The 26,289-nt window shown below is 61.7% G+C and carries 21 protein-coding genes; 10 read left to right on the plus strand and 11 right to left on the minus strand.

Features of this window, described 5'->3' with window-relative positions; all coding sequences use genetic code 11:
* Positions 1 to 219 precede the first annotated feature (219 nt).
* From ABIC16_RS03290 to ABIC16_RS03300, 3 genes are all read left to right on the plus strand, one after another.
* Positions 220 to 801: an alginate export family protein gene (locus ABIC16_RS03290; protein WP_354290019.1), complete on the plus strand. Its 582-nt coding sequence runs from the start codon at positions 220 to 222 to the stop codon at positions 799 to 801.
* The gene (locus ABIC16_RS03295; protein ID WP_354292247.1) at positions 728 to 1,516 is read left to right on the plus strand and encodes an alginate export family protein; all 789 of its coding nucleotides are present in this window, start codon (positions 728 to 730) and stop codon (positions 1,514 to 1,516) included. The genes ABIC16_RS03290 and ABIC16_RS03295 overlap by 74 nt, the downstream gene beginning before the upstream one ends.
* Before the next feature lie 175 nt (positions 1,517 to 1,691).
* The gene (locus ABIC16_RS03300) at positions 1,692 to 2,060 is read left to right on the plus strand and encodes a hypothetical protein (protein ID WP_277969508.1); all 369 of its coding nucleotides are present in this window, start codon (positions 1,692 to 1,694) and stop codon (positions 2,058 to 2,060) included.
* On the opposite strand, the gene ABIC16_RS03305 is transcribed toward ABIC16_RS03300, so the two are convergent.
* Positions 2,044 to 2,664, minus strand: coding sequence for a response regulator transcription factor (locus ABIC16_RS03305; protein ID WP_354290020.1), 621 nt, complete (start codon positions 2,662 to 2,664; stop codon positions 2,044 to 2,046). The two genes, ABIC16_RS03300 and ABIC16_RS03305, sit on opposite strands and share 17 nt — an antisense overlap.
* On the minus strand, positions 2,661 to 5,429 hold the full coding sequence (locus ABIC16_RS03310) for a PAS domain S-box protein (protein WP_354290021.1): 2,769 nt from the start codon (positions 5,427 to 5,429) through the stop codon (positions 2,661 to 2,663). The genes ABIC16_RS03305 and ABIC16_RS03310 overlap by 4 nt, the downstream gene beginning before the upstream one ends.
* 466 nt (positions 5,430 to 5,895) lie before the next feature.
* On the opposite strand from ABIC16_RS03310, the gene rsgA reads away from it, so the two are divergent.
* Positions 5,896 to 6,879 (plus strand): ribosome small subunit-dependent GTPase A, encoded by a 984-nt coding sequence (gene rsgA / locus ABIC16_RS03315; RefSeq protein ID WP_354290022.1) that lies wholly within the window; start codon positions 5,896 to 5,898, stop codon positions 6,877 to 6,879.
* Positions 6,880 to 6,900: 21 nt separating this feature from the next.
* Here rsgA and ABIC16_RS03320 read toward each other — a convergent pair whose 3' ends face one another.
* The 5 genes from ABIC16_RS03320 to ABIC16_RS03340 form a co-directional block, all read right to left on the minus strand.
* Positions 6,901 to 7,260 (minus strand): hypothetical protein, encoded by a 360-nt coding sequence (locus ABIC16_RS03320; RefSeq protein ID WP_354290023.1) that lies wholly within the window; start codon positions 7,258 to 7,260, stop codon positions 6,901 to 6,903.
* Positions 7,257 to 7,598 carry a hypothetical protein gene (locus ABIC16_RS03325; protein WP_354290024.1) on the minus strand — a complete coding sequence of 114 codons (342 nt, stop codon included), beginning with the start codon at positions 7,596 to 7,598 and terminating at the stop codon, positions 7,257 to 7,259. Before ABIC16_RS03325 ends, ABIC16_RS03320 begins: the two co-directional genes overlap by 4 nt.
* 177 nt (positions 7,599 to 7,775) lie before the next feature.
* Positions 7,776 to 9,392, minus strand: a complete 1,617-nt coding sequence (locus ABIC16_RS03330) for an oleate hydratase (RefSeq protein ID WP_354292248.1) — start codon at positions 9,390 to 9,392, stop codon at positions 7,776 to 7,778.
* Positions 9,389 to 10,423 carry a zinc-dependent alcohol dehydrogenase gene (locus tag ABIC16_RS03335; RefSeq protein WP_354292249.1) on the minus strand — a complete coding sequence of 345 codons (1,035 nt, stop codon included), beginning with the start codon at positions 10,421 to 10,423 and terminating at the stop codon, positions 9,389 to 9,391. Before ABIC16_RS03335 ends, ABIC16_RS03330 begins: the two co-directional genes overlap by 4 nt.
* 86 nt (positions 10,424 to 10,509) lie before the next feature.
* Positions 10,510 to 11,892, minus strand: coding sequence for an NAD-dependent succinate-semialdehyde dehydrogenase (locus ABIC16_RS03340; protein WP_354290025.1), 1,383 nt, complete (start codon positions 11,890 to 11,892; stop codon positions 10,510 to 10,512).
* Positions 11,893 to 12,312: 420 nt separating this feature from the next.
* Between ABIC16_RS03340 and ABIC16_RS03345 the strand changes: the two genes are divergently transcribed.
* From ABIC16_RS03345 to ABIC16_RS03370, 6 genes are all read left to right on the plus strand, one after another.
* Entirely contained in the window at positions 12,313 to 13,155 is an 843-nt protein-coding gene (locus tag ABIC16_RS03345; RefSeq protein WP_354290026.1) for an MIP/aquaporin family protein, read from the plus strand.
* Between the two features lie 26 nt (positions 13,156 to 13,181).
* Positions 13,182 to 14,666 (plus strand): glycerol kinase GlpK, encoded by a 1,485-nt coding sequence (gene glpK / locus ABIC16_RS03350; protein WP_354290027.1) that lies wholly within the window; start codon positions 13,182 to 13,184, stop codon positions 14,664 to 14,666.
* Between the two features lie 88 nt (positions 14,667 to 14,754).
* On the plus strand, positions 14,755 to 16,569 hold the full coding sequence (locus ABIC16_RS03355; protein ID WP_354292250.1) for a DUF885 domain-containing protein: 1,815 nt from the start codon (positions 14,755 to 14,757) through the stop codon (positions 16,567 to 16,569).
* An 82-nt stretch (positions 16,570 to 16,651) separates the two neighbouring features.
* Entirely contained in the window at positions 16,652 to 18,085 is a 1,434-nt protein-coding gene (locus ABIC16_RS03360; protein WP_354290028.1) for an APC family permease, read from the plus strand.
* Between the two features lie 471 nt (positions 18,086 to 18,556).
* Positions 18,557 to 18,745 carry a hypothetical protein gene (locus ABIC16_RS03365; RefSeq protein WP_354290029.1) on the plus strand — a complete coding sequence of 63 codons (189 nt, stop codon included), beginning with the start codon at positions 18,557 to 18,559 and terminating at the stop codon, positions 18,743 to 18,745.
* Positions 18,746 to 18,757: 12 nt separating this feature from the next.
* A complete protein-coding gene (locus ABIC16_RS03370; RefSeq protein ID WP_354292251.1) occupies positions 18,758 to 18,856 on the plus strand; it encodes a BrnA antitoxin family protein in 99 nt (32 codons plus the stop codon).
* A 93-nt stretch (positions 18,857 to 18,949) separates the two neighbouring features.
* On the opposite strand, the gene ABIC16_RS03375 is transcribed toward ABIC16_RS03370, so the two are convergent.
* The 4 genes from ABIC16_RS03375 to ABIC16_RS03390 all read right to left on the minus strand — a co-directional run bounded on the left by ABIC16_RS03375 (position 18,950) and on the right by ABIC16_RS03390 (position 26,289).
* Positions 18,950 to 20,965 carry an ATP-binding protein gene (locus ABIC16_RS03375; protein WP_354290030.1) on the minus strand — a complete coding sequence of 672 codons (2,016 nt, stop codon included), beginning with the start codon at positions 20,963 to 20,965 and terminating at the stop codon, positions 18,950 to 18,952.
* A gap of 60 nt (positions 20,966 to 21,025) precedes the next feature.
* Positions 21,026 to 23,923, minus strand: a complete 2,898-nt coding sequence (gene uvrA, locus ABIC16_RS03380) for an excinuclease ABC subunit UvrA (protein WP_354290031.1) — start codon at positions 23,921 to 23,923, stop codon at positions 21,026 to 21,028.
* Positions 23,924 to 24,013: 90 nt separating this feature from the next.
* Complete coding sequence (locus ABIC16_RS03385; protein WP_354290032.1) at positions 24,014 to 24,643, minus strand: trimeric intracellular cation channel family protein; 630 nt, start codon at positions 24,641 to 24,643, stop codon at positions 24,014 to 24,016.
* A gap of 218 nt (positions 24,644 to 24,861) precedes the next feature.
* On the minus strand, positions 24,862 to 26,289 hold the full coding sequence (locus tag ABIC16_RS03390; RefSeq protein ID WP_502958278.1) for an amino acid permease: 1,428 nt from the start codon (positions 26,287 to 26,289) through the stop codon (positions 24,862 to 24,864).

Genomic DNA, 26,289 nt, shown 5'->3' on the forward strand with positions numbered 1-26,289 from the left:
TGCGGACGAATGTCAAGGACTAAAATGTGGACGCATCGAATGCGTTCATGCCCGTCCTATAATGGACTGTGTTCATTGTATCGAGGCGACCAAGAGATGTTCCAATTTCGGATTGCGCACTATGAGCCAATGCGCTGTCGCCGGTCCGTTTGGCTGCTCGCTACAGCTGGCATGGTATGGGCAGTGCCTTGTGCGGCCAAACCCACCGCGCCCGGCCCGTTGTTGACCGCCCTTGGTGCACCTGCCAGCCTGGAGATAAGTGGATCCGTCCGGTCCCGCGTCGAGGCGATCGACGGTCAGTTCCGACCGGCGCGCGCCACTTCGGACTTCCTGTGGTCAATGCGAACGACATTGTTCGCTGCTTACAAGCGTGGTCCGATCCGCATCGGCGGGGAAATCATCGATGCCCGCGGTTACGGTGAGAAAAACACGTCTTCTACAAGTAGTACGGAAGTCGATGCGGTCGAACTGGCGCAGGCGTTCGTGGCGGTCGGGATGGACGGTCGTTTCGGACTTGGATCGAAGGCGGCGCTCACCGGGGGGCGCTTCACGCTCGATATCGGGTCGAGCCGTCTCGTGGGCCGCACCGATTTTCCCAATACCGTCAATTCCTATACCGGGCTCAACTTCGACTGGCATGGGGCGGGAAAGGATCGTTTGGTCGCGTTCTGGTCAATGCCCCAAACGAGGCTGCCAAACCGAAACCGTCGCGATCCACGACAATGCGATCCGCTGGGACCGGGAAAGCACCGATCAGCAATTCTTTGGGGCAAGCTACGTCAAGGGGCGACTCCGGCATGATGTCAGCGGCGAGCTGTACGGCTACCGGCTGGCCGAGCGGGACTCTCCAAATTTGAGTACGCGCAATCGTCGTCTGATCACGGTCGGGGGGCGATTGCTGCGTATCCCTGGCGGCCAGTTCGATGTCGATGTTGAGGGCGCTTATCAATTTGGGAAGGCGCGAGCGACCATTGCCGCCACCGACCGCAGTGATCTCTCCGTGTCGGCCTATTTCGTACACGCCGAGTTCGGCCGAACGTTCGTTATAGGCTGGAGTCCGCGCGTCTCGCTCCATTTCGATCGCGCGAGCGGTGACCGCGGCGCGCCGGGTGAATATGGCCGTTTCGATGCCTTGTTCGGCGCGCGCCGTGCCGATTTCGGGCCGGTCGACCTTTACGGCCCGATCGGGCGGAGCAACCTTGTGTCGCCAGGCATCAGACTGGAGGCCAAGCCGTCGCGCCGACTGGACAGTTTCGTGATGCTACGCGAACTATGGCTGGACAGCGCTAACGATAGTTTCTCCTCGACCGGGGTGCGCGATCGAAGCGGCCAATCAGGCCGGCATGCCGGTGTTCAGATCGAGGGGCGGGTGCGCTATTGGGTCGTGCCTAAGCGGCTCCGCATGGATACCGGCGTTGCGCTGCTCGCGAAGGGGCGGTTCCTGCATCAGGCCTCGAATGCTCCTTCGACCGGAAGCACGCACTATGCCTATTTCGATCTTGCCACCGAATTCTAGGACGGGTGCTGGATGCCCCCCAGGAAGACACAGCACCGCCAGCCTGATACCTTCAACCGCTTATGTACTTTCCCTTAGGGACGGTCTGAGGCCGGTCAAATAAAAAATCTCCGCAAATGGACCGTTTGATGAAAATCGTTTTTTGAAACATCCTCGGCGACCACTGATCCTTGCGATGGGTGATTTGGGTTTGCGCAGCTTGTTGTCGGCTCAACTCGCAATGATTGGCGAGATGCCTATCATTTGTGCAGATCATCGTGATCCAGCCTTGAGTGAAGCGGTGCGACGGGCTGCGATTCTCGTCATTGGTGAAGTGCTCATTGCAACCCAGCCTTGGGAATGGGCGGAGACACTCCGGGATCAATGTTGGTCCAGCGAACTGATCATCATCGTCGATGCCATGCCGTTCGGCCAGATGCCCCACGGCACGTGTGAAGCCGACGGTATTGCCATTGTCGGTCGCGACCAAGCGGTTTGGGCCGTTCCCGACCTTATTCGGCAGTGGCAGGCGAAACCCGTCAACTTCCTCAGTCGGCAGGAATAAGGCCCGCTGAAAAAGCGATCCGCAGCGCTTCCGAAAGGCTGCGCACGCCGAGCTTGTCCATCATGTTGGCGCGGTGGATTTCTACCGTGCGTGGGCTGATGTCGAGTTCATGGCCAATGACCTTGTTGGCGCAGCCTTCGACCAGTCGGGCGAGGACCTCTTTCTCTCGGGTCGTCAGTTTCGCAATAGACGCCTGTGCGGTCTGGACCAGCGCAACCGAATGCTGATCGTGGTCCAACGTCGCAAACGCACTTTTGACCACATCGAGCAGGACGGTCGGATCACACGGCTTCTCGAGAAAGTCGAGCGCACCCAGCTTCCAGGCCTGTACCGCGATCGCGGTCGCTCCTTGGCCCGTCAAAATGATTGCCCCGAATTTGGGTTTCAGATGCTGGATCTGGCGTAGGACACCCAGGCCATCGGTACCCGGCATATTATAGTCCAGCAGGATACACCCGGGCTGCATCGTGTCGATGTCGGCCAGAAAGGCGTCACCCGAGCGATAGGGAAGAAGCAGGACGTCGGATTGCATCGATAGAAGGCCTTGCAGCCCGGCACGGACGGAATCGTCATCGTCGACAATGTATATGCTACGTGTCGTCATGCATCGCCCCTGCTGTGTTGGCTTATTCTCGGAAGCGTGAATCGAAAGATTGCGCCACCGCCGGCCTGGTTTTCCGCGCTGAAAGTGCCGCGATGTGCCTCGACGATGCGACGGGAGATCGACAAGCCTACGCCCATGCCATCGCCGCCCTTGGTCGAAACGAACGGCATATACAGGCGATCAAGCACTGCCGCGCTCATGCCCGGGCCAGTGTCGGCGACACTGAACTCGACCATGTCCGGATCCACCAGAGCGGTAGTGATCGTGATGATGCGCTGGCCTATGGGTGATTTAGCCAACGCCTCGATGGCATTGCGCAACAGGTTGACGAGAACCTGTTGCGTTTGCACGCGATCCGCCAGGACAGTCGTCGCTGCGGGATCGAGTTCGTATTGAAACCGGATGCCGAATGTCCTGCCGGCGGCCAGTGTCAAAGAAACCGCATCCTCGATGATCGCGTTGGCATCGACCATCTGCGCATCGACATCTTCCTTGCTCATGAAAGTCCGCATGCGTCGGATGATCTCGCCAGCCCGGAGCGCCTGCTCGCTGGCCATCCGGATGAACGCCTGCGCGCGTTCGATATTGGCTGAATCAGCGAGCAGCAGATCAGCCGATGCCAGGAAGTAGACGGCGGCGGCCAGCGGTTGGTTCAATTCATGAGCGAGGCCGGTCGCCATTTCGCCCATCGCACTCACGCGCGATATATGGAGCAGCTCGTCGCGCATATCCGACATGTCTTCCTCGGCCGCGTACCGCTCCGAAAGATCCTTGCAGAAGCCGGTGAACAGGTGCTGCTGCCCACCTTGAGATTCCCCGAGCCACAATTCAACCGGTACCGGGGTCCCATCACGCCGCAGCACCCACAGCACGCGCGGTTCGCCTAGGATGGGTTTTTCTCCCGTGGCCAGATAGCGAGAGATCAGGCCTTCCTGCTGATCGCCCAGCGAACTTGACGTCAGCATCTCGACATTGAGGCCGATTGCTTCTCCGGCGGGATAGCCGAACATGCGTTCGGCAGAGGCGCTGAAGGCCTTTATCGTCCCGGCCGCGTCGAAGATCACCATGGGCGAGGGGACGGTTTCCAGCACCGAGCGAAGCTGGTCTTCCTGCGCGCGCAGGGCCTTTTCGCGCTCATCGCGATCGGTCACATCGAGCAGGACGCCGATCGTCCGTTCCAAGCGACCGTCTTTATCATACAGGCAGCGAGAGGACCCCTCGATCGCGCGGACCCCTCCATTTGGGATGTGGATTTGGTAGTGGAAGCTGACTCGCTCCTCATGAGTCCTGGCAGCGCTGGCGATCGTTTCGGACATTGCGGCCATGTCGATGGGATCGACCCGTGCTGCCCACCCCGCCAGCGTTTCGATTTCACCTGGGTTGAAGCCGAGCCGCTGTTCCGCGCCGGGCGAAAAAGTGACTTTTCCTGACGCCATTTCCCAGTCGAATGCCCCGATTTCGTGTGCGCTTAACGCCAGATTCAAGTTCGTCTCGCTCTTGAATAGTGCAGCTTCGACCGCAACGCGCGCCGATATGTCGGTCATCGACTGGACCCAGATCGGCGCGCGTCCTGGAACGCAAACGCGCCGAACCCGCTCGATGACATGAACGGCCGATCCGTCGCGGCGACGCTCGACGAGTTCCCGCTCCGCGTCGTGCTGATCTTCCGGGCGAAGTGAAGAGGCGCGTTTTGTATCGACCGATTGCAACGCTTCGTATTTCCAGCGACCGATCATGTCCTCGCCGGACCAGCCATATAATTCCTCGCAACCCCGCGACCAATGAAGAATCTCGCCAGTCAGCGACGTCAGTGCGATGGGGGCAGAGGCCATGGCGTGGGTGATTTCGGCAAGGGCTTCATGCTCCGCCGAGATGCGAGACATCGACCAGAAGATCAAAAGCGCCAGTACGAAGATATTGACAGCAGCGCCCGCAATATCGAGCACGATTGGCGGTACGGTTCCACTATGATCGAGCGTAATTTCGACAAGCGCCGTCAAGGCAGGAATCAGGATGACGTACGGGAACACGCGTCGCATTGTTCCCGCCTGCGCCGAGTCCAGACTGAGCAGATCCGACCATCCGAATCTTCCCCGCCACAGCAAGAGCGCGATCGCCAGGAAACTCGCCTGAACGGCAGCCGGTACGGAGGGCAGGAAACGGACCGCCACGGGATCGGTTCGAACGCTTCCCAGGACGGAAATGCAAACGGCAAGGATAGAGATGCCCAGGACGATGCTGGCCGTCGTGATGACGATTTGTGTCGCGCGCCGACCCCGGCGCCAAGCCATTGCAGTGGCGATGGCCAATAAGATTAATGGTGCAACGGTCACGATATAGGGTCCGCCACCGGGACTGGCTTCGACTGTCGCGACCGCTTCCGGGAACTTCCCTGGATCGATGCGGACCGAGATGCCGGTGCTATCTTCGATGGCGATCAGGACCAGTACGGCTACTGTTGCGATAACAAAAACGTTAGAAATCTGATGCCTAGATCGTATTTCTGATAAAAGCGCTGCAGACATCGCAGCGTAACCGAGCGTTGCTAGGGGGTGTGCCAAAGAATCGTAGCGAGCTAAAAATTCGATATCTATTCTATCAGTAAAACCACTGAGCAATACCAGAATGCTGTAGAATATTTCTAAAAGTAAAAGAAGCGAGACACTGTTTTGCAAAACGCCATTTTCGTCGAGGGGGTTTTCCCTCTTCGTAAAAGAAACTGAATTTCGATTGTGGCTAAATTTCAAAGCGTCACGGTAGCGCATGGTTTTTCCAAAAAATACGCTTGGGTACGCAGTGATAGAAACAGTAACGCGCTAAAGCTATTTTTCGCAATTTAATTAATAATTATCATACTAACGAATGGTCGGGCTTGCCTAATGGGCTGTTTTGATTGTCAAACTTGTGTTGGCCATACGTCGTGCATTGCAGCGTCGAGCAAAACGGAGCGGGGGCGGCTTCAAGAAACATCTTTCCCCTTGAGCATCTGGAGCGGCACTCGATCGCGTAATTCACCGCATGAGCATGCCCGCTGCAGCGCTACCGTTCCGCATCGATCCTAGAGGAATACGAGACTGCGCGATTGCAAACGACGGACAGTCGCGTCGGACAGCGTACGAGCTTGGTAGGATCTGATGGCCTACCGTGGTAGCGGAGACTACCACTTCCCCCACGCCCCAACCCCGCTTTACGGGTTAGCGAGAAAGATGCTGCCGCTGCGATATGACATCGATGGATGAGACTTTGGAGGTGCTCGGCTGGACTCGGTTTTTTAGCGAGCAAGTTTCGGATGCGGAAGCAGAACTCTGTCATCCCGCCCGTGTGATGGCGGTCCACCGCGGCAAGATCGTCGTCGCTGACGCGGTCGGACAGCGTTCGATCACGCCCTATATCGCTGGCGCCCTGCCGTCCGACGATCACCCGACGGTCGGCGACTGGGTACTGGTCGATGACGCTACGTCGGATACGGTCCGCGTGCTACGGCGAATGAACCTGTTCAAACGACGTGCGCCGGGTGACCCGCGCAAGGAGCAGATGATTGCGGCGAATATCGACACCGTGTTCATCGTCGCCTCGTGCAATCAGGATTTCAGCGTTGCGCGCCTGGAACGCTATCTTGTGCTGGCACGTGAAGTCGGCGTGGCACCGGTCGTGGTGCTCACCAAGACCGACCTGACCGAAACCCCGGAAGAATATGCGGCGGCGGCCCGTGCGATCGAGCCGGGACTGCGCGTGGAAACCGTCAACGGTCGTGAACCCGCCGACGCGGCGCGGCTCGCCGCCTATTGCGGCATCGGCCAGACGGTCGCGCTGCTCGGGTCGTCCGGCGTCGGGAAATCGACGATCGTCAACACCTTGCGTGGTTCGGACAGCATCGCCACCCAGGCGATCCGCGCCAGCGACGATACTGGCCGCCACACCACCACGGTCCGCGAGATGCATCGGCTGGAGCAGGGCGGGTGGCTGCTCGACACGCCCGGAATGCGCGCGCTGCAATTGGCCGACGCGGAAGACGGCATCGCCGAAGTGTTCGACGACTTCATCCTCGCGGCGCAGGACTGCCGTTTCTCGAACTGCGCGCATGGCGGGGAACCTGGCTGCGCGGTGCAGGCAGGGATCTCGGACGGGACGCTTACCGTAGAGCGGTTCGATCGGTGGCGGCAGCTGGCGTCCGAGAATGTGGTCGCACCGGTCTATCCCAAACGACGGCGCTAGGAACGGTTTCGCCGACGGCGCTTATTGGTAGCGTAGCCGGTTGTCGAAGCCGCTGTTGCTCTTGGTCATCTTCGCGATCTTGCGGAGCGTTCCGCGAACGTTGCGTTCGAAGCGCACGTCGTCGTAAATGCCGGTCGTGCGGTATTCGTCCTGTGCGATCAGCTGTTTAACTCGGGCCGCCAGTGCGGCTTGGTCGTTCACGCAAAGATCGGCTTTCAGCGTGCGGCAGACCCATTCCTCGGCGGCCGCCTTGTCGTAATCGTCCTGCGCGTCGTAGCCGCGCCGGTCCGCGGCGGCCTGATCCAGCTTGGCCGCGTCGAACCGACTTTCCAGCCATTGCCGCACCAGTGCCGCGTCCCACGGTTTCGCAGCGTCGCTCATCGCTGCTTCTTGGCGATGGTCGCGGTGAAGTCCGGGTCCTTTTTCGCCACCCAGTCGACGAACTTGCGCACGTTGGGGTTCGCCAACAGGGTTTCCACGTCCATCCCGGCGCGCTGGAGTTCGGCGTTGGTGAAATTTGCCGTCAGCGTCTGTTGGCAGATCGCATGCATCGGAACGACGTCCCGCCCGCCGCGGCTTTTGGGTACGGGATGGTGCCAGACGATGGTCTTGCCCGTCGGCCGGCCGCACAGCCAGCAGATGGTCGCCGCCGCCGACGCGTCCTCGGCCGCGTGATCCTCATCGCCATAGGGCTCATGTCTTGAATGCTTGCGGCCCATGCTTCGATCTGAACCTCCAAACGTCCGATGTCCGTCTATAGCGATGCCCTACGCCGACACCAGCTTTGCCGAAATGCGAGATGACGAGAGGTCTCGAAGAAACGGCGCCAGTCTATTTCGGGCGCCGTAAGAGGTACCGCGTTATTGCGGATAGCACGGTGCCTCTAACGGGTGCCGTTACCGATGCAACGTCCGGATCGCGTCCACAATGACCTGTGGACTATGCAAACCTTTGTATACCGGGGGTGGAGCCCTATCGAGGCCGAGGAGGGTGTAGACCGCGGTCATTGCGCTGCGGATAGAATATTCGACGGTGAAAACGACATCATCCGGTTGCTCGGCATATTGCCCAATGAATGCCAGATTGGTCGATCCTTCCGGCACGACCAATGGCCGGTCGCCCGCCTTGCGGACCCTAAACTGGCTGGTGATATAGGGCATCGCGCAGGGAATGCAGATCGACGCCGCAAGCACTGCGGCACTGTCCGTGGCGGCGAAACGGAGATGGCCGAGCACTTCTTCCAAAATCTCCGCACCGCTGCAGTCAGCCATAGGCTTCTTCACGAAATCTCCCGGGCGATCGTGGAAGAGGCCGTACCCCCACCACACTGCGACGTCTTTGGGCTGGTCCGGAAAGAACGGCTGATGATAGATCGACAATGTGAGCAACCAGCTCGATTGCTTGAACGTGATCAGCCCTGCAGTACCAGCCGGTCCGCCGCTGAACCGTTCCATCAACTCCAGAAAGAGCGGATCGCGCACCGTGACAGTGAACGAGATCCAGGCGCTTTCGGCTATATCGCCATTGAACACAGCAGGGTTGCCGAAGGCGGACCGCCCTTCCGCAAGTTTCTCCCATAAATTCCACGCGCCTGAATGGTTGCTTGTGTCGATCCCTGGTGCGGCGGTCATTGATCCGAAGGTTTTGTCCGCGGTCATCGATCCGTTCGTGACATATACCCGATCGCCTGGAGCGATCGCAATTGCCCCAGGGCCGTCCGCACCGAGCGTCGCGATGCTCGTAACGGTGATCGCGTCGCCGCCCGCGGCGAAACCAAGATCCTCGACGCGCACGCCGTGGCGGACCTGTACACCGTGCGCCGCCAGCCATGTCATCGCGGGGGCGATCATGCTGTCATATTGGTTGTACGCGGTGCGGTAGATGTCGTGCTGCACGTCGATCGTCGAGAAATGGTGAACGAAGCGGCGGAGATACCGGCGGAACTCTATTGCGCTGTGCCAGGGTTCAAACGCGAACAACGTGCACCATTCCAGCCAGAAATTCGTTTCGAAGAAATGGGGCGTGAAACAATCCGTTATGCGCTTGCCGTCGAGCAGTCCTTCGGGTTCGCCGATCAGTGTGACGAGGTTGATCCGGTCATGTTCGGTAAACCCCATGGTATGCGCGTCCGGAATGCTGCCGTCGCGGTTGACCAAGCGGGTCTTGGCGTCCCACGGAATCCTGGCAGCGGCGCGCTTGGTTTCTTCGGTCACCGAAATCGTCGGGTCGGTTGCCGAGGGGATCGAGCCGAACAGATCGAAAGTGCATCGGTACATCGCCTCGAACATGCGGCTGCCGCTCATGAAGTAGCCGGTTTCGGGGTTGCCGTGCGCGTCGAACGCGCCGCCCATATGATGGTTTTCCTCAAGGATCACGATATCCTTGCCGGCAACGTTACCGTCCCGGATCAGGATGACGGCACCGGCGACCGAGGCAATGCCGCCACCGACGAAAATATGGGTGCTCATGTAAAATGCCTTTTCAGAGTGTCGCTGTCTCGTTGGGCGGGTCAGCCGCCGCGGAAGTCGAGGACAACGCGCGAAGGGACGTCGCCCTTTTCAAGCCGGTCGAAGACGGTGTTGATCGCGGCGAGCGGTTGCAATTCGATGTCCGCCTTGACCTTGCCGTCGGCGGCGAATTGCAGGCATTCGGCCATGTCCTTGCGCGTCCCGACGAACGATCCGCGAACCGTGATGCAATTGGCGACCACGTCGAACAACGGCGTCGGAAACTCGCCCGGTGGCAGGCCGACCAACACGCACGTGCCGCGCTTGCGCGTCATCGCGATGCCCTGCTTGAAGGCGGTGATCGACGGCGCGGTGATCAATACGCCGTGCGCCCCGCCGCCGATCGCGTCGGCGAGCATCGCGGTGGGATCCTGGGTTTTAGCGTTGACCACAAGGTCCGCACCGAGCCGCCGCGCATGATCGAGCTTGCCGTCGTCGATATCGACCGCACAGACGTTGAGACCCATGACTTTGGCATATTGGATGGCAAGATGACCGAGCCCGCCACAGCCCGAAATCGCGACCCACTCGCCCGGCTTGGCTTCGGTTTCCTTGAGGCCCTTGTAGGTCGTGATGCCCGCGCAGATGAGCGGTGCGGCTTCGGTCGCGCTCAGTCCCTTGGGGATGTGCGCGACGTAGTTCGGGTCCGCCAGTACATATTCGGCAAAGCCGCCGTTCTTGGTGTAGCCGCCAAACTGCGCCTCGGCGCAGACCGTCTCCCACGCCGACAGGCAATACTCGCAGTGACCGCAGGCGGAATAGAGCCACGGCACGCCGACCCGGTCACCTTCCTTGACGATCGTGACTCCGGCGCCGAGCGCGACGACGATGCCGATCGCTTCATGGCCGGGGATGAAGGGCGGGTTGGGTTTGACCGGCCAGTCGCCTTTGGCGGCGTGGAGATCGGTGTGACAGACACCGCAGGCTTCGGTCTTGACCAGGATCTGGCCGGGTCCCGGCATGGCGACCGGGCATTCCTGCAGTTCCAGCGGCTTGCCGAAGGCGGTGACGACGGCGGCGTGCATGGTCTTGGCGATCATAGCATCTCTTTCCAGAACGGGAGGACCTCGGTCGCCTTCCGGCGGCGCTGACGGTCGAAGGGGAAGGTGTCCTGCGGGGGCGGTCAGGCAGGCGCCTTGACGTCGTGCGTGCGGACCAGCTTTTTGTTGACGAACTGCTGGATGCCCATGTCGCCTAGCTCGCGCCCGTAACCGGAATCCTTAATCCCGCCGAAGGGCAGTTCGGCGTCGGTCCAGTCGAGATTGTTGATGAACATCATGCCGGTTTCGATCCGGCTGGCGACCCGCCGACCGCGCACGACATCCTTGGTCCACACCGATCCGCCGAGGCCGAAGTCCGAATCATTGGCCAGCGCGATCGCGGCCTCCTCGTCCTTCACGCGGAAGAACGATGCGACTGGCCCGAAAAATTCCTCCCGGAACGCTGGGTTGTCCGGTGCGATATCGGTCAGGATGGTCGGTGCCATGTACGACCCGGGACGATCGATCCGTTTGCCGCCCAGCGCCAGCTTGGCACCGTGCGCGACCGCGCCGTCCACCTGGCGGACCAGATCGAGCAGCGCCTGCTCGGTCGACAGCGGACCGAGCGTCGTCTTCTCGTCCAGCGGATCGCCTGCCTCGAGCGCGGCGAGCGCCGCCGTGAACCGTTCGAGGAACGCGTCGGCCATGCTTTCGACCACGATGAAGCGCTTGGCCGCGCAACAGGTCTGGCCGGTATTATACATCCGGCCCCACACAGCCCACGGAATCGTCACGTCGAGATCGGCATCCTCCAGCACGATGAAGGCGTCGCTGCCGCCAAGCTCCATCGACGAGCTCTTGAGGTTTTTGCCCGCGCGCGCTGCAACGCTGCGCCCCGCCCCGACGCTCCCGGTCAGCGCGACGCCCCTGATCCGAAGGTCATCGACGACGGTATCGGACTGGGCATGGCTGATCAGCAGATTGGTATAGAGTCCGACCGGCGCGCCCGCTTCGATCAGCACCTGTTCGAACGCGATCGCGCACTGCGGTACGATCGCGGCATGTTTCACGACCATCGTGTTGCCCGCCATCAGGTGCGGCCCGGCGACGCGGGCGAGCTGGTAATAGGGGAAATTCCACGGCTCGACGCAGAAGATCACACCGATCGGGCTACTCTCCATATGCGCTTCGCCATTGGTGGGATGAAGCTTGACCGGGGCGAGGAAGCGTTCCGCGTTCGCGGCATAATAGGCCATGATCCGCGCGCTGAATTCGACCTCGCCGCGCGCTTCGCCGATGCGTTTGCCCATCTCGCCGGTCATGATCCGGGCCAACGCGTCGGCGCGGGTATGGAGGATTTCGCCAGCCTTCGCGATGATCCTCGCGCGGTCCACAAAGGACGTGTTGCGCCACGTCTGGAAACACGCATGCGCCGCAGCGATCTTGCGTTCGACCTCGGCGTCTTCGAGATCTTCGAACGTCTGGACGAGCTTGCCGTCGAACGGATTGACGCTTTGATAGGTCATGAAAATACAGCCTTTCTAACGCGAATTTCGGAGCTCCTCCCGGCGACATCTTTATTCACAAACGCCTCCATCGGTCCGCACGCTGCTGATCCCGCATCCTTCGCGAAATGCGGTTATGGTCGTCCAATCGAATGCCTTCGACTGGATCGGCATTGTGAAATAGGCGAGGGCGCAGTCTGATATCAGCGTCGGAAATTACTTAGGGGGGGCGATTTCGATCGTCTCGGGAGAACGGAACGCCAGTGTCGGGGGCGTCGATGATGCTCGCAATACGACGTCCAGCATGGTGCGACATTGAAACGAATGCGAACCAGCCCGGCGCTGGTCCCCAGAGAACGAACGCCATTTCACCGCGCCGGGCCAGATGCGATTGACGGCGCGGCGATATGCAGCGACACAGCAGGTCCTTGGGAGGGGACAATGGCTGTGACAAAGGCCTTTATCGGCGAGTTGATCTCGGAATGCATCGCAGTTGCGATCATCATCACGATCGGCAACTCGGCCGCCGCGATGTTCACTTTATACGATCCAAGCCCCTACAAGACGGCGTATTGGGGCGTCTGCATCACCTGGGGGCTGGCGGTCACGATCGCGATCTACGTCACCGGAGCCGTGTCCGGCACGCATGCCAATCCCGCGGTCACGCTGGCCCTCGCGATCTATCGTGATTTTCCGAAACGCAAGATCGTGCCCTATTGGGTGGCGCAAGTGATCGGCGCGATCATCGGTGCGGCGCTTGTCTACATGATGTACGGGCCGGTGATCGACAGCTTCAACCAGTCTCACGGCCTGACGCGCGAGGTGGGCGGTGCCGCTGGCGTGTTCTTCACGCATCCCGGAGACGGTATCACTCCGGTGCGCGCGTTCTTCAACGAGATCGTGCTGACCGGTATCCTCGTCCTGGGCATCTTCGCAGTGACCGAGGAATATAACACCCAAGCGCCGCGCGCGGATTCGAGTGCGCTCATCATTGGCTTGCTCGTTGCGATGATCGGGGGCGCCGGGGGCTATCTCGAAGCCTGGCCGATCAACCCGGCGCGTGATTTTGGTCCGCGGCTGTTCTGCTATTTCACGGGATGGGGATCCGCCGCCTTTCCCGCACCGCTCAATTACTGGTGGGTGCCGATCGCGGGTCCGTTCTGCGGCGGCGTTGCGGGCGCCAGTGTCTACCAGTGGTTGATCCGCCCGTTCCTTCCGTCGCGACAGGTCGCCGCCACGCCAGTGCCGGATCCGGCCTGGACCCGGATGGACCAACCACACTGATACGAACGAGCCATGGAGAGCATCGCATGACGTCCCCCTATATCGTCGCGCTCGATCAGGGCACGACCTCGACGCGCTGCATCGTGTTCGATTCGACCGCGACCCCGATCGCCGTGTCGCAGCGCGAGTTCGCGCAGCATTATCCCGCGCTCGGCTGGGTCGAGCATGATCTCGAGGATATCTGGCGCGATTCGGTCGCGATGCTGCGCGAGGCGGTCGCCAAGGCGGGGATCGACGTTGCCGACATTGCGGCGCTCGGTATCACCAACCAGCGCGAGACCGTCGCGCTGTGGGATCGCAAGACCGGCACGCCGGTCCACCGCGCGATCGTGTGGCAGGATCGGCGTACCTCCGACGTCTGCGCGAAGCTGAAGGCCGACGGGGCCGAGGCGATGGTGACCGAAAAGACGGGTTTGTTGATCGATCCTTATTTCTCCGCGACCAAGCTCGCGTGGATCCTCGACAATGTTTCGGGCGCGCGCGATGCGGCGGAGCGCGGCGATCTGGCATTCGGGACGATCGACACGTTCCTGCTGTCGCGGCTCACGCGCGGCAAGGTGCATGCGACCGACCCCACCAACGCATCGCGCACCTTGCTGTTCGACATCGCGGCGCAGCGATGGGACGACGAATTGCTCCGGCTGTTCCGCATCCCGGCGCCGTTGCTGCCCGACGTGTTCGACAATGCGCACATCTTCGGGGAAATGGACCCGTCGATCCTCGGGCGCGCGATCCCGATCGGCGGGATGGCGGGCGACCAGCAGGCGGCGTTGTTCGGCCAGGCGTGTTTCGAGCCGGGGATGACCAAATCGACCTATGGCACCGGCTGCTTCGCGCTGATGAACATCGGTACCGAGCCGATCCGATCGAAGAGCCGGATGCTGACGACCACGGCGTACCGGCTCGACGGGGTGCCGACCTATGCGCTGGAGGGGGCGATCTTCGTCGCCGGGGCCGCGGTCAAATGGCTGCGGGACGGGCTCAGGATCATCACGCGCGCGTCCGACACGCATGACATGGCGCTGCGGGTGCAGAACAACCACGGTGTCTACATGGTGCCGGCCTTCGTCGGCATGGGGGCGCCGCATTGGGATCCGGATGCGCGCGGTCTCATCTGCGGGCTCACGCTCGATGCGACCGAGGCGCATCTGGCGCGCGCCGCGCTCGAATCAGTCGCCTATCAGACGCGCGACCTGATTGAGGCGATGCGCGCGGACGCGCACCCGGATTCACCAGCTTTGCGCGTCGATGGCGGCATGGCGGTCAACGACTGGCTGTGCCAGTTCCTGTCCGACGTGCTGGTCGCACCGGTCGAACGCCCGGTCGGCGTGGAAACGACCGCGCTGGGTGCGGCCTTCCTGGCTGGGCTCGCCACGGGCGTTTGGGAAAATCTCGATGCGATCGCCAGCACCTGGTCGTGCGAGCGCCGTTTCGTGCCGACGATGGACGACGGCCTGCGGACCGACCTCATCGCCGGCTGGCGCAAGGCAGTCGAACGCACGATGCTTTAAGGGGCGTCCAACGCCAGTGGCATCGGTGTTGGCCGATTGCGCCGCGATCACCGCGCGCGACAAGGCGCGTCCTCAGGAGAAAATCTCGATGCGTCTTGCCCTTGCAGTCATGCTGTTGTCCGCCGCTCCACTGATCCAGGCGCAAGCGCCCAGTCCGGTACAGGCCCCGGCGGCGACGCAGGTGCAGGACGCGGCTCTGCTGCAATTCCTCGACCAGGCGTATGACGCGCAACTCGATCTCAGCCCGGAATCGCTGACCCAGCTCGGTCTCAAGACGCATAACGATCGCCTCGACGATTATACCGACGCGGCCGCGGTGCGCGCGCAGGCGCTATCCGAACGGCAGTTGCAGGAACTCCATGCCCGTTTCCGCCCCGATCAATTCGGCGAGAGCGCGCGGGTGAGCTATCGCCTGTTCGAATATCAGGTCGCGCGGGGGCGGGAGTCGTTCCAATTCCGCAAGTTGCGCTTTCCTGTCTCGACCAATGGCAGCCCGGCGGGCGACATCCCCGTCTTGCTGATCAACAACCACAAGGTCGATACTGTCGCCGACGCGCAGGCCTACATCGCCCGGCTACGCGAGACCGAGCGCGTGATGCGCGAAGTGTCGGCGACGATGCGCGCGCAGGCGGCCGCCGGGATCATTCCCAACAAGGTCAACTTCGCGCCTGCGCGGGCGGATGCGCGTGCGGTCATTACCGGAGCGCCGTTCGACAGTGGGCCCGATTCCACGCTGCTCGCCGACTTCCGCAAGAAGGTCGGCGCGCTCGATGCGCCCGCCGAGACCAAGACGAAACTGATTGCCGACGCGACTGCGGCGCTGACTGGGCCGTTTCGCAAGGGGTATGACACGCTGTTCGCAGCGCTCGACGCGATCGAGCCGCTGTCCAAGGGCAATTTCGGTGCGTGGAGCTTGCCCGATGGCGCGGCCTATTATGCCGATCAGCTGAAAAGTTCGACCACGACCAACCTGACCGCGGACGAGATCCATACCCTCGGCCTGCGCCAGGTCGCGGCAATTAGGCAGGAGATGGAGACGGTTAAGCGCGAGGTCGGCTTCAAGGGGACGCTCGAACAGTTCTTCGCGTACATCCGCACCGACCCCCGGTTCAAATATCCCAACACCGCGGAAGGGCGCGAAACCTATCTTGCCGATGCGCGCGCCGTGATCGCATCGGTGATGAAAGTCGCGCCGCGCTACTTCAGCATTTTGCCCAAGATCCCGCTCGAAGTGCGCGCGGTCGAAAAGTGGCGCGAGGGAACCGCGTCCACCGCCTTCTACAACCCGCCCTCGGCAGATGGGTCGCGGCCGGGGATCTATTACGTCAATCTGGTCGATATGAACCAGACGCAGAAGGTGCAGGTCGCCGGGATCGCGGCGCATGAGGGCGCGCCGGGGCATCACTTCCAGCTCGCGCGGCAGCAGGAGCTGACGGGCTTGCCGAAGTTCCGCAAGTTCGGCTTCTACGGCGCCTATGGCGAGGGATGGGGGCTGTATTCTGAACGGCTTGCGGACGAGATGGGGGTCTATACGGATCCATATGCGCGGTTCGGGATGCTGTCGCTGCAGGTGTGGCGGGCGATCCGGCTGGTGCTCGATACGGGGATCCATTCGAAGCGCTGGACCCGCGAACAGGCGATCGCGTACTTCAAGGCGAACAGTTCGGTGGCGGACAAGGACATCGCGCGCGAGGTCGATCGCTATTTCAACTGGCCGGGGCAGGCGACTAGCTACATGATCGGCCAGCTAAAAATCTCCGAGCTGCGGACGCGCGCGGAAAAGGCGCTGGGGCCGCGCTTCGATATTCGCGATTTTCATGAGGCGGTGCTGAGCCAGGGCGCCTTGCCGCTCGACGTGCTCGACGAGCAGGTGAACCGCTATATCGCGGCGAAGCGGGGGTAGCGGCGGCGCGCTTTCGCGGCGAGGAAAACGCTTCTATGCGAGCGGCTTGGGCATCCCAGCCCGGGCATGAAGGACCGCCGCCTTGACCAACCCATCGCTGTGGACGACGCTGTTCCGCTGCAAGCCCGTCGCCGACTTTGTCGTGGCAGGAGAAGGGCATAGCCACGGCCTCGGGCGGAAGTTCGGGCTGTTCCAGCTGACCATGCTGGGCGTCGGCGCGACGATCGGGACGGGGATCTTCGTCGCGCTCAACACCGCGGTGCCCGAGGCGGGGCCGGCGGTGAGCGTTTCGTTCGTGATCGCCGGGATCACCGCTGCGCTGACCGCGCTTTGCTATGCCGAGCTGGCGTCGGCGGTGCCGGTGGCGGGGTCTTCTTACTCCTATGCCTATGCAACGATGGGAGAATTGGCCGCCTTCCTGATCGGCGCGTGCCTGTTGCTCGAATATGGCGTGTCGGCCTCGGCGATTGCGGTGGGGTGGGGGCAGTATTGCAACGAGGCGCTAAGCCTCACCACCGGCTGGAAAATTCCCGATGCGATCGCGCGGCCGCCGGGGGCGGGCGGGGTGGTCAATCTGCCCGCGGTGGTGCTGGTCGGACTGTGCCTGACGCTGCTGCTGCGGGGCGCAAAGGAGTCGACTCGCGTCAATTCGGTGCTGGTTTTGCTCAAGCTTGCCGTCCTTTTACTGTTCGTCAGCGTCGCTTTCGCGCATTTCAACGTCGATAATCTCCACCCGTTCGCGCCGAAGGGGCTGATCGGGATCGGCTCGGCCGCATCGTCGATCTTTTTCTCCTACATCGGGATCGACGCGGTCTCGACCGCGGGTGAGGAGGTCGACAATCCGCGTCGCAACCTGCCGCTCGCGATCATCCTGTCGCTGCTGATCGTCACTGCCGCCTATATCCTCGTCGCGGTCGCCGCGGTCGGCGCGCAGCCGTGGACCGCGTTCAAGGGGCAGGAAGCGGGGCTCGCGGTGATCCTCCAGACGCTGACCGGAGCGGCGTGGCCCGCGCTCGCGCTGTCGCTCGGCGCGATCGCGTCGATCTTCAGCGTGACGCTGGTGGTGCTCTACGGCCAGACGCGGATCCTGTATGCGATGAGCCGCGACGGGCTGCTCCCCGCCTTCTTCCGCCGGGTCGACCCGGTGCGGCAGGTGCCTAGGCAGAACACCTGGGTGGTCGCGGGTGGGGTCGCGCTGCTCGCCGCGCTGGTGCCGCTCGACGTGCTGGTCAATCTGACGAGCATGGGGACGCTGATCGCCTTCGCCTCGGTGTCGATCGGCGTGATCCTGCTCCGCCGCAGCCGCCCGGACCTGCCGCGCGGTTACCGCGTGCCCTTCTACCCTGTTCTGCCGATCGCGAGCGCCGCCTTCTGCCTGTACCTGATCGCGGGGTTGCCGAAGGACACGTATCTGCTGTTCGCGGTGTGGCTGGGCGGGGCGGCGGCGCTGTACTTCGGCTATTCGCGGCGGCGGTCGGTGCTGGCGACGGGGGCGGCGGGCGCTTCGGAAGGGTAGGCGTCGGACGGACGTGGGGTGCGGATCGCCCGGTGGGTCGGGCGAAACCTTGGGGTGCGACGCTGTCAAAGAGCGGGCGGGAGCTTAGGCTTTCGGGGGCGTGTAGGACAGCGGCGGAGGCGCGGCGCGGATACGGGAGAGAACGTCTGGGGCGAAGGGTGCGCGGTCGGCTGACTCGCGCCTTTGCGGAGTTCCATGAAGGGCAGGTGGAGATCAGCTTCGACCCGGCCAGGCGCGACGCCACGCCGCGCGCGCGCGGGCGCGACTTTGCCGAGACGGCGCTGATCCCCCTTCTTCCGTCATGCTGAACTCGTTTCAGCATCCACGGCGCAACACGCTCGGACCGTCCCTGTGGAGCGGTGGACCCTGAAACAAGTTCAGGGTGACGGCGGGGGTGGGAGGGCGTGCGCCCCGAAGTCGTGGCGTTGCTTCCTCCGCGCGGACGCCGGCTCCTTATGATAAGGAAGGCCAATGACCGAGAGCGTGCGACATTCCGATCCCGGCTGGCTTGACCCCGCGGACGATGCGCCCGAGCTGACGGACGATCTCCTCGACGTGGCGGAAGTGTCGGTCGGCGGGGCGGTGATTCGCCCGGCGACGGGGTATCTCGGGCCGCACGGCGTCGTGCGCGGCCGCCCGGCGCAGCGCACGGTCGACTAGCTGTAAGGGACGCTGCGGCTCGACCTCGACGTGATCGACCGCTTCCGCGCCGACGGGCCGGGGTGGCAGGGGCGGGTGAATGCGGTGTTGCGCAAGGCGGCGGGGTTGTAGGAGACGTTTGAGCGCCCGATCGTGACGTTCGAGACTTGTTTCGGTTCGCCGCTCTTGGAACGTTAGCGTCGCGGTTTATTCCGCATCAAGTAATTACAGAAGTCCCAGCTTTGCAAAAAACGCCTCATTGCGAAGTCTCGCGTCGTGAAGCATTTTTGAATACGGAATAACTTCAACATATGCGTTATGAGGTGAAGAGAAGCCGAAAAAGCCTTCACCGTCAGTGCTGCGATGTTGGGCAATTGAGGTCTCTAGAATGTCCACCAGATTGTCGGTGAAGTCGGCAACAACGAAACATATGAAGCGCGTCGAAACAGGAATTGGCTTTCGGACTTTACCTGTTCGATCGACAAAATTGCCGCCTTTTCTGAATATTTTAACGTAGTCTAAGACTTGCTTTACTGGGTCATCGCCAGGCGCGTAGGCCTTTCTGCCAGGCCTTTTGAATTCAATAATGACAACAGGCTCGTCCGTCCCTTCACGATCAAACGCTAACGATCGGTCAAACACAACGGCAACGTCAGCCTCTTTGCCGCTATCTGATTCAGTTAAAAACGTTTTAAAAGGCTTGTCAGACTTAAAATAACTATAGAATGCTAATCTATCGTCAAGGAGCCATAGATTGTGGTCTTCGTATTCCAATGCTTCGCTGTCAGAGCGAATTGGAATAATGATATCATGAACAATTTCTTCTCGAAGATAGTCTCTCTTTTCCGGATCAGCATACGATATCGACTTATCGAGAAGATCTAAAATCTCTTTTCGTTTAACAACGTACTCTGCAAGAGATCCCTTTTTATCGGCATTTATCGCATCTGCGATTTTTTGTACGCGCTCAGCAAGGCTCTCAGACGGACCAGTCGCCAAATCGCGGATATCTCGTTTCGTTTCACGGCGTTGACGCCGGCGCTGCCGACTTAACTCAAGAAATATTTCCTCATCATCCTGGGCATTCAGAGAGAGGTGTTCGTTAACGAACTTATTTACGTCTCTCGTTACCGAGAGAAACTGTGGATTTTCTTTAATAACGTCTAGCGTAGTTTCTGCCTGCTTGGCTCTCACGGCAGAGATGTAATCGGAAAGGTGTTCTTTTGCTGAGTTGAGAGCTGCTGTGTGCAGCATTTTAAAATTCTCATCAGGGAAGGTGAAGCGGGTGCGTTCCTGATTTACGTGTTGGTCCAAGTATGGTCCCGATACCAAACCTACATAAATACAATCTTGATTATCTCCAACAAATCCCAAACCCAGCTGGTTATCAACTTTCTGTTGCCGAACCACCCGGCCATCGCCCACAAAAACAAGCCAATGCTTCCCACTGTCGTGGAACTTCAAAGCCTTTTTGATTAGAATATGATATACATCAACGCTTACTGGTTCTAATCCGCCTGACAGCGCAGCATCTAGCTCTACATGCTTTTCAGATACGATGTTTTCGCTAAAGAACTCAAGAAGCTTTATGTGGTTGTCCCTGTCCCCTAAAGTAAACAGTGGTACTTCATAAGACACAAAGTTCTTCAAAAAATGTCCGACGATATGCGACGCTATCGTTTCAATCTTTCTTGGACAGTGCGCGATATAGTCTGGTGCAAATGGCTCCAAATGGATCCTAGTCCCAATCTGGCCTAATTCACCAGCGTTGCGTACGGCGTGGTTGATTACTGGTCCCGCCGTATCGTCGCTTACGCGGAATTCAAAGGTTCTAGAAAAGACAATATCATCTGAGCTGAATACGCTTGAAACGATAGTGTTTTCAAAAACCTTAAGCCACGATAGGCGACCAACGCCCTTGCCGCCTCGCTCTATCTTTGAAGAGGTGTCAGCAGTTCGAAACGCGCGCCAATTATCTGCATTCAGTCCAATGCCATTGTCTTCAACTACAAAACCTTGGATTGGCGGATTCTCGTCTTCGCTATCCGACCTTATTACCTTAACGGAGATGCGACCAAGCTTTGGTGCCTCCCTGCCAAACCTAGCTTCGACAGCATGAAATGCGTTTGCTATAGCTTCAAATAACGGAAACAGTGCGTTTATAGGGGACGGTGAGAAACCCAGATTACGGACTCTACCCGCAAGACTAAACAGAAACTCGTCCGACTCTAATTCGCTCATCATCCGCCCCTTAGCCCGAAAGAGTATCCGAGCAGCTAGAATATACCAAAGGGTATATTATCAGTTCGGCTGTTGTTTCCGTTCCTTCAACAACGGCGCCAAATACTTCCCCGTAAAGCTTCCCTTAGCCTTAGCCACAACCTCCGGCGTCCCCTGCGCCACGATCTCCCCGCCCTTGACCCCACCCTCAGGCCCAAGATCCAGCACCCAGTCCGCGGTCTTGATCACATCGAGGTTGTGCTCGATCACGACCACCGTATTCCCCTGCTCGACCAACTGGTGGAGCACTTCGAGCAGCTTGCGCACGTCCTCGAAATGCAGCCCCGTCGTCGGTTCATCCAGGATGTACAGCGTCTGCCCCGTCGCCCTGCGGGAAAGCTCCTTGGCGAGCTTGACGCGTTGCGCCTCGCCGCCCGACAGCGTCGTCGCCTGCTGGCCGACCTTGACGTAGCCGAGCCCGACTTCCTCGAGCATCGCCATCTTGTCGCGGATCGGCGGGACCGCCTTGAAGAAGTCGACCGCATCCTCGACCGTCATGTCGAGCACGTCGGCGATGCTCTTGCCCTTGAACTTCACCTCGAGCGTCTCGCGATTGTAGCGTTCGCCGTGGCACACGTCGCACGTCACATAGACGTCGGGGAGGAAGTGCATCTCGATCTTGAGCAGCCCGTCGCCCTGGCACGCCTCACAGCGGCCGCCCTTGACGTTGAAGCTGAACCGCCCGGGCTTGTAGCCGCGCGCCTGCGATTCCGGGAGCCCGGCGAACCAGTCGCGGATCTGGGTGAAGCTGCCGGTATAGGTCGCGGGGTTGGAGCGCGGGGTGCGGCCGATCGGCGACTGGTCGATGTCGATGACCTTGTCGAGATATTGCAAGCCCGTGATCTTGTCGTGCTTGCCCTGGACGATCCGTGCGCCGTTCAGGGTGCGCGATGCGGCGGCGAACAAAGTGTCGATCGTGAAGCTCGACTTGCCGCTGCCGCTGACCCCGGTGATGCAGGTGAAGGTGCCGAGCGGGAGGCTCGCGGTGACGCCTTTCAGATTGTTGGCGGTGGCGTTGTGGACGGTGATCTTCTTGCCATTGCCCTTGCGCCGGGTCTTGGGCACCGCGACCTCGCGCCGGCCCGACAGATAATCGGCGGTGATGCTGTTCTCGTTGGCGAGGACTTCCTCGAACGTGCCTTGCGCGACGATATGCCCGCCGCGCACGCCCGCGCCCGGCCCCATGTCGATCACATAATCGGCGGTGCGGATCGCATCCTCGTCATGCTCGACCACCAGCACGGTGTTGCCGAGATCGCGCAGACGCCGCAGCGTCTTGAGCAGCATGTCATTGTCGCGCTGGTGAAGCCCGATCGACGGTTCATCGAGCACGTAGAGCACGCCCGACAGCCCGCTGCCGATCTGCGACGCGAGCCGGATGCGCTGCGATTCGCCGCCCGACAGCGTGCCCGAGGTGCGATCGAGGTTGAGATAGTCGAGCCCGACGTTGTTGAGGAAGCCGAGGCGTTCCAGGATTTCCTTGAGGATCCGCTCGGCGATCGCGCGTTGCTGGTCGCTGAGGTCGGCGGGGACTTGCTCGAACCATTTGAGCGCATCGACGACCGAGAGCCGCGTGACGCTCGAGATGTCGCGCATCCCGATCTTGACCGCGAGCGCCTCGGGCTTGAGGCGGCCGCCGTGGCAGACTTCGCACGGGGCGGCGCTCTGATATTTGTTGAGTTCCTCGCGCATCCACGCGCTCTCGGTCGAGAGCATGCGGCGGTTGAGGTTGCCGATCACGCCTTCGAACGGCTTCTTGACGTCGTACGACTTCTTGCCGTCGATGAAGGTCAGCGTGACGGGCTTGCCCTTGGTGCCGTGGAGGATCGTGCGCTGCGCCTCGTCCGGCAGGTCTTCCCAAGGGGTTTCGAGGCTGAAGTCGAATTCGCGCGCGAGGCTGCCGAGGACCTGCATGTAATAGGGCGACGGGGGGTTGGACTTCGCCCACGGCACGACCGCGCCCTTCTTGATGCTGAGCGCATGGTTGGGGACGACGAGATCCTCGTCGAACAGCAGTTTTTCGCCGAGGCCATCGCACGCGGGGCACGCGCCCTGTGGGGCGTTGAACGAGAACAGCCGCGGTTCGATCTCGGCGATGGTGAAGCCCGAGATCGGGCAGGCGAACTTCTCGCTGAACACGATGCGGCCGGGGGGCGCGTTGTCGCCGAGCACTTCCTGCTTGGGGGTATGGACCTCGACCGGATCGGCGGGGTCGACATAGGCGAGCCCGTCGGCGAGTTTCAGCGCGGCTTCGAAGCTTTCGGCGAGGCGCGTCGCGATGTCGGGACCGATGACGAGGCGGTCGACGACGACCTCGAGGTCATGCTTGAACTTCTTGTCGATCGCGGGGGCTTCGTCGATCTCGTGGATCTCGCCGTCGATGCGGACGCGGGTGAACCCCGCCTTCTGCCATTCGAGCAGCTCCTTCTTATACTCGCCCTTGCGTCCGCGCACGACGGGGGCGAGCAGGTAAAGCCGCGTGCCCTCGGGGAGCGCCATCACGCGGTCGACCATCTGGCTGACGGTCTGCGCGGCGATCGGCTCGCCGGTCGCGGGGGAGTACGGGATGCCGACGCGCGCCCACAGCAGGCGCATGTAATCGTAAATCTCGGTGACGGTCGCGACGGTCGAGCGCGGGTTGCGGCTGGTGGTCTTCTGCTCGATGCTGATCGCTGGCGACAGGCCCTCGATATGGTCGACGTCGGGCTTCTGCATCAGCTCGAGGAACTGGCGCGCGTAGGCGCTGAGCGATTCGACGTAGCGGCGCTGGCCCTCGGCGTAGATCGTGTCGAACGCGAGGCTCGACTTGCCGCTCCCCGACAGGCCGGTGATGACCGTCAGCGTATCGCGCGGGATATCGACCGACACGTCCTTGAGATTGTGCTCGCGCGCGCCGCGCACGGAAATATGAGTCAGCATAAGGCGAGTTCTACTTCTGTTCTGATGGGAGCGCCAGAGTGGGAAATAGGAAAGCGCGCGGCCGGTTACGAGGGTTCCGCAGGAAACGCGCTAGCGGTCGCCATAGGCGGGGAGCGCGAGCTTGAAGCGGATCGCCGCCGCGCGCAGTGCGAAGCCGCAGGCTGCGGCGATCGGGGCGGCGAGATTGGGGGATACGCCTGCCATCACCAGCGCGACATAGGACCCTGCGGCGAGTGCCGCCGCGGTCACGTACAGTTCGGGGCGCATCAGGATCGACGGTTCGCCTGCGAGCACGTCGCGGATAACGCCGCCGATGCATGCCGTCACCACGCCCATCAAGGCGGCGGGGACGGGGGGGATGCCGAACGCGAGCGCCTTGGCTGCGCCGAACACCGCGTACGCCGCCAAGCCCACCGCATCGAGCCAGTCGAGCGCGGTGCCTTTCCACCAGCGTTGCGGGGTGGTCCACACCAGCACCGCGACCGCGAGGCACGTTCCCGCGACGAGCCGGTCGTGCACCCAGAACACCGGCGCGCCGATCAGCAGGTCGCGCACCGATCCGCCGCCGGTGCCGGTGATCAGCGCGAAGAAGGTCGCGGTGACGAGCGTTTGCCGATGCCGGATCGCAGCGAGCGCGCCGGTGATCGCGAAGACGGCGATCCCGAACAGGTCGAGCCAGGGGAGGACGGAGCCGAATTGCCAGGGGAATTGCGCGGGCATGGGACTGGCCTAGTCGCTATTGCACGGAAACGGAATCGTTCTTGGCGCTCGCCTCTCCCCTTCTGCCGTCATGCTGAACTTGTTTCAGCATCCATCGTGCGGCAGGCTTGGTCCGGACTCGTGGAGGGCTGGATCCTGAAACGAGCTCAGGATGACGGGCGTGTGGGGGGAGCGCGATCCTCAGTAACCCTGGGCTCCGGCTTGCGCCGGAGCACGGGTCAGATCGTCGCGGGCACCCGCTTCCCTTGGGCGATATTGCTCTGGCGCCGCCCGTAGATGAAATACAGCGCCAGCCCGATCACGTTCCACCCGACGAAGCGCACCAGCGTCGAGGTCGGCAAGCTCGCGAGCAGGTAGAGGCAGCCCAGCACCGTCAGCGTCCCCACGACATACGCCGCGGGGCAGCGGAACACGCGCGGCATGTCGGCGGCGGTGCGGCGCAGCACGATCAGGCAGACGCCGACCGAAATGAACGCGATCAGCGTCCCCGCATTCGCCAACTCGGCGATCTCGTCGAGCCGGAAGAACCCAGCCACCGCGGCGATCGACAGGCCGGTCAGGAGCGTGATCAGCGTCGGCGATCCGGTGCGCTTGCTCACCGTCGCGAGCCCGCGCGGGAGCAGCCCGTCGCGCGCCATCACGAAGAAGATGCGGCTTTGCCCGTACATCATCACCAAGATGACTGACGGGAGCGCGATGACCGCCGCCAGCGCGATCAGCTGCGCGGCGAACGGCTCGCCCAATTGCCGGAGCACCAGGGCGAGCGGCTCGGGCGAATTGGCGAGCGCGGTGAAGGGGAGCGCGCCGATCGCGGTGATCGCGACCGCCATGTAGATCACCGTGCAGACCAGCATCGACCCGACGATCCCGATCGTCAGGTCGCGCTTGGGGTTCTTGGTTTCCTCCGCCGAGGTCGCGACCGCATCGAAACCGTAGAAAGCGAAGAACACGATCGCCGCCGCCGCCATCACCCCGCGCTTGTGCCCGCCGCTTTCGATCGAGCCGAAGCCGTAGGGCATGAACGGATGCAGGTTTGCGCTATTGAACGCGGGCAGCGCGTAGATCACGAACAGCGTCAGCGCGACGAGCTTGATTACGACGAGGATGATGTTGAGCGTCGCGCTCTGGCGCGTGCCGAGGATCAGCATCCCCATCACCGCGAGCGCAACCCCGACCGCGGGCAAGTTGATCAGCCCGCCGCCATGCGGCCCGACCAGCAAGGCGTGCGGCAGATGCACCCCCGCTGCCTCGATCCAGCCGACGAGATAGCCCGACCAGCCGACCGCGACGGTCGAACAAGCGAGCGAATATTCGAGGATCAGGCTCCACCCGACGACCCAGGCGACGGTTTCACCAAGCGCGGTGTAGCTGAACGTATAGGCGCTCCCCGCCGCGGGGATCAGCGTCGCGAGTTCGGTATAGGCAAGCGCCGCGCACCCGCAGACGATCCCGCAGATGACGAAGGCTAGAATGACGGCGGGCCCGGCGCGTTCGGCCCCCACGCCGACCAGCGTATAGATTCCGGTGCCCACGATCGCGCCGACGCCGAGCGCGATCAGATGCGGCCAGCTCAACGTCTTGGCGAGGCTATGTTTGTCGGAAACGGGGGACTCAAATGATTTGCGCGGTCCGAACATAGTCCCCAT

Source organism: Sphingomonas sp. PvP055 (genome assembly GCF_040546365.1).
In the GTDB taxonomy this organism is placed as follows: Bacteria; Pseudomonadota; Alphaproteobacteria; order Sphingomonadales; family Sphingomonadaceae; genus Sphingomonas; species Sphingomonas echinoides_A.

Excerpts from the sequence above, each read along its gene's own strand:
- ABIC16_RS03300 (WP_277969508.1), top strand. The coding sequence starts at position 1,692 with ATGGGTGATTTGGGTTTGCGCAGCTTGTTGTCGGCTCAACTCGCAATG.
- ABIC16_RS03305 (WP_354290020.1), bottom strand. The coding sequence starts at position 2,664 with ATGACGACACGTAGCATATACATTGTCGACGATGACGATTCCGTCCGT.
- ABIC16_RS03310 (WP_354290021.1), bottom strand. The coding sequence starts at position 5,429 with ATGCGCTACCGTGACGCTTTGAAATTTAGCCACAATCGAAATTCAGTT.
- rsgA (WP_354290022.1), top strand. The coding sequence starts at position 5,896 with ATGGATGAGACTTTGGAGGTGCTCGGCTGGACTCGGTTTTTTAGCGAG.
- ABIC16_RS03320 (WP_354290023.1), bottom strand. The coding sequence starts at position 7,260 with ATGAGCGACGCTGCGAAACCGTGGGACGCGGCACTGGTGCGGCAATGG.
- ABIC16_RS03325 (WP_354290024.1), bottom strand. The coding sequence starts at position 7,598 with ATGGGCCGCAAGCATTCAAGACATGAGCCCTATGGCGATGAGGATCAC.
- ABIC16_RS03340 (WP_354290025.1), bottom strand. The coding sequence starts at position 11,892 with ATGACCTATCAAAGCGTCAATCCGTTCGACGGCAAGCTCGTCCAGACG.
- ABIC16_RS03345 (WP_354290026.1), top strand. The coding sequence starts at position 12,313 with ATGGCTGTGACAAAGGCCTTTATCGGCGAGTTGATCTCGGAATGCATC.
- glpK (WP_354290027.1), top strand. The coding sequence starts at position 13,182 with ATGACGTCCCCCTATATCGTCGCGCTCGATCAGGGCACGACCTCGACG.
- ABIC16_RS03355 (WP_354292250.1), top strand. The coding sequence starts at position 14,755 with ATGCGTCTTGCCCTTGCAGTCATGCTGTTGTCCGCCGCTCCACTGATC.
- ABIC16_RS03365 (WP_354290029.1), top strand. The coding sequence starts at position 18,557 with ATGACCGAGAGCGTGCGACATTCCGATCCCGGCTGGCTTGACCCCGCG.
- ABIC16_RS03375 (WP_354290030.1), bottom strand. The coding sequence starts at position 20,965 with ATGAGCGAATTAGAGTCGGACGAGTTTCTGTTTAGTCTTGCGGGTAGA.
- uvrA (WP_354290031.1), bottom strand. The coding sequence starts at position 23,923 with ATGCTGACTCATATTTCCGTGCGCGGCGCGCGCGAGCACAATCTCAAG.
- ABIC16_RS03385 (WP_354290032.1), bottom strand. The coding sequence starts at position 24,643 with ATGCCCGCGCAATTCCCCTGGCAATTCGGCTCCGTCCTCCCCTGGCTC.
- ABIC16_RS03390 (WP_502958278.1), bottom strand. The coding sequence starts at position 26,289 with ATGGGGACTATGTTCGGACCGCGCAAATCATTTGAGTCCCCCGTTTCC.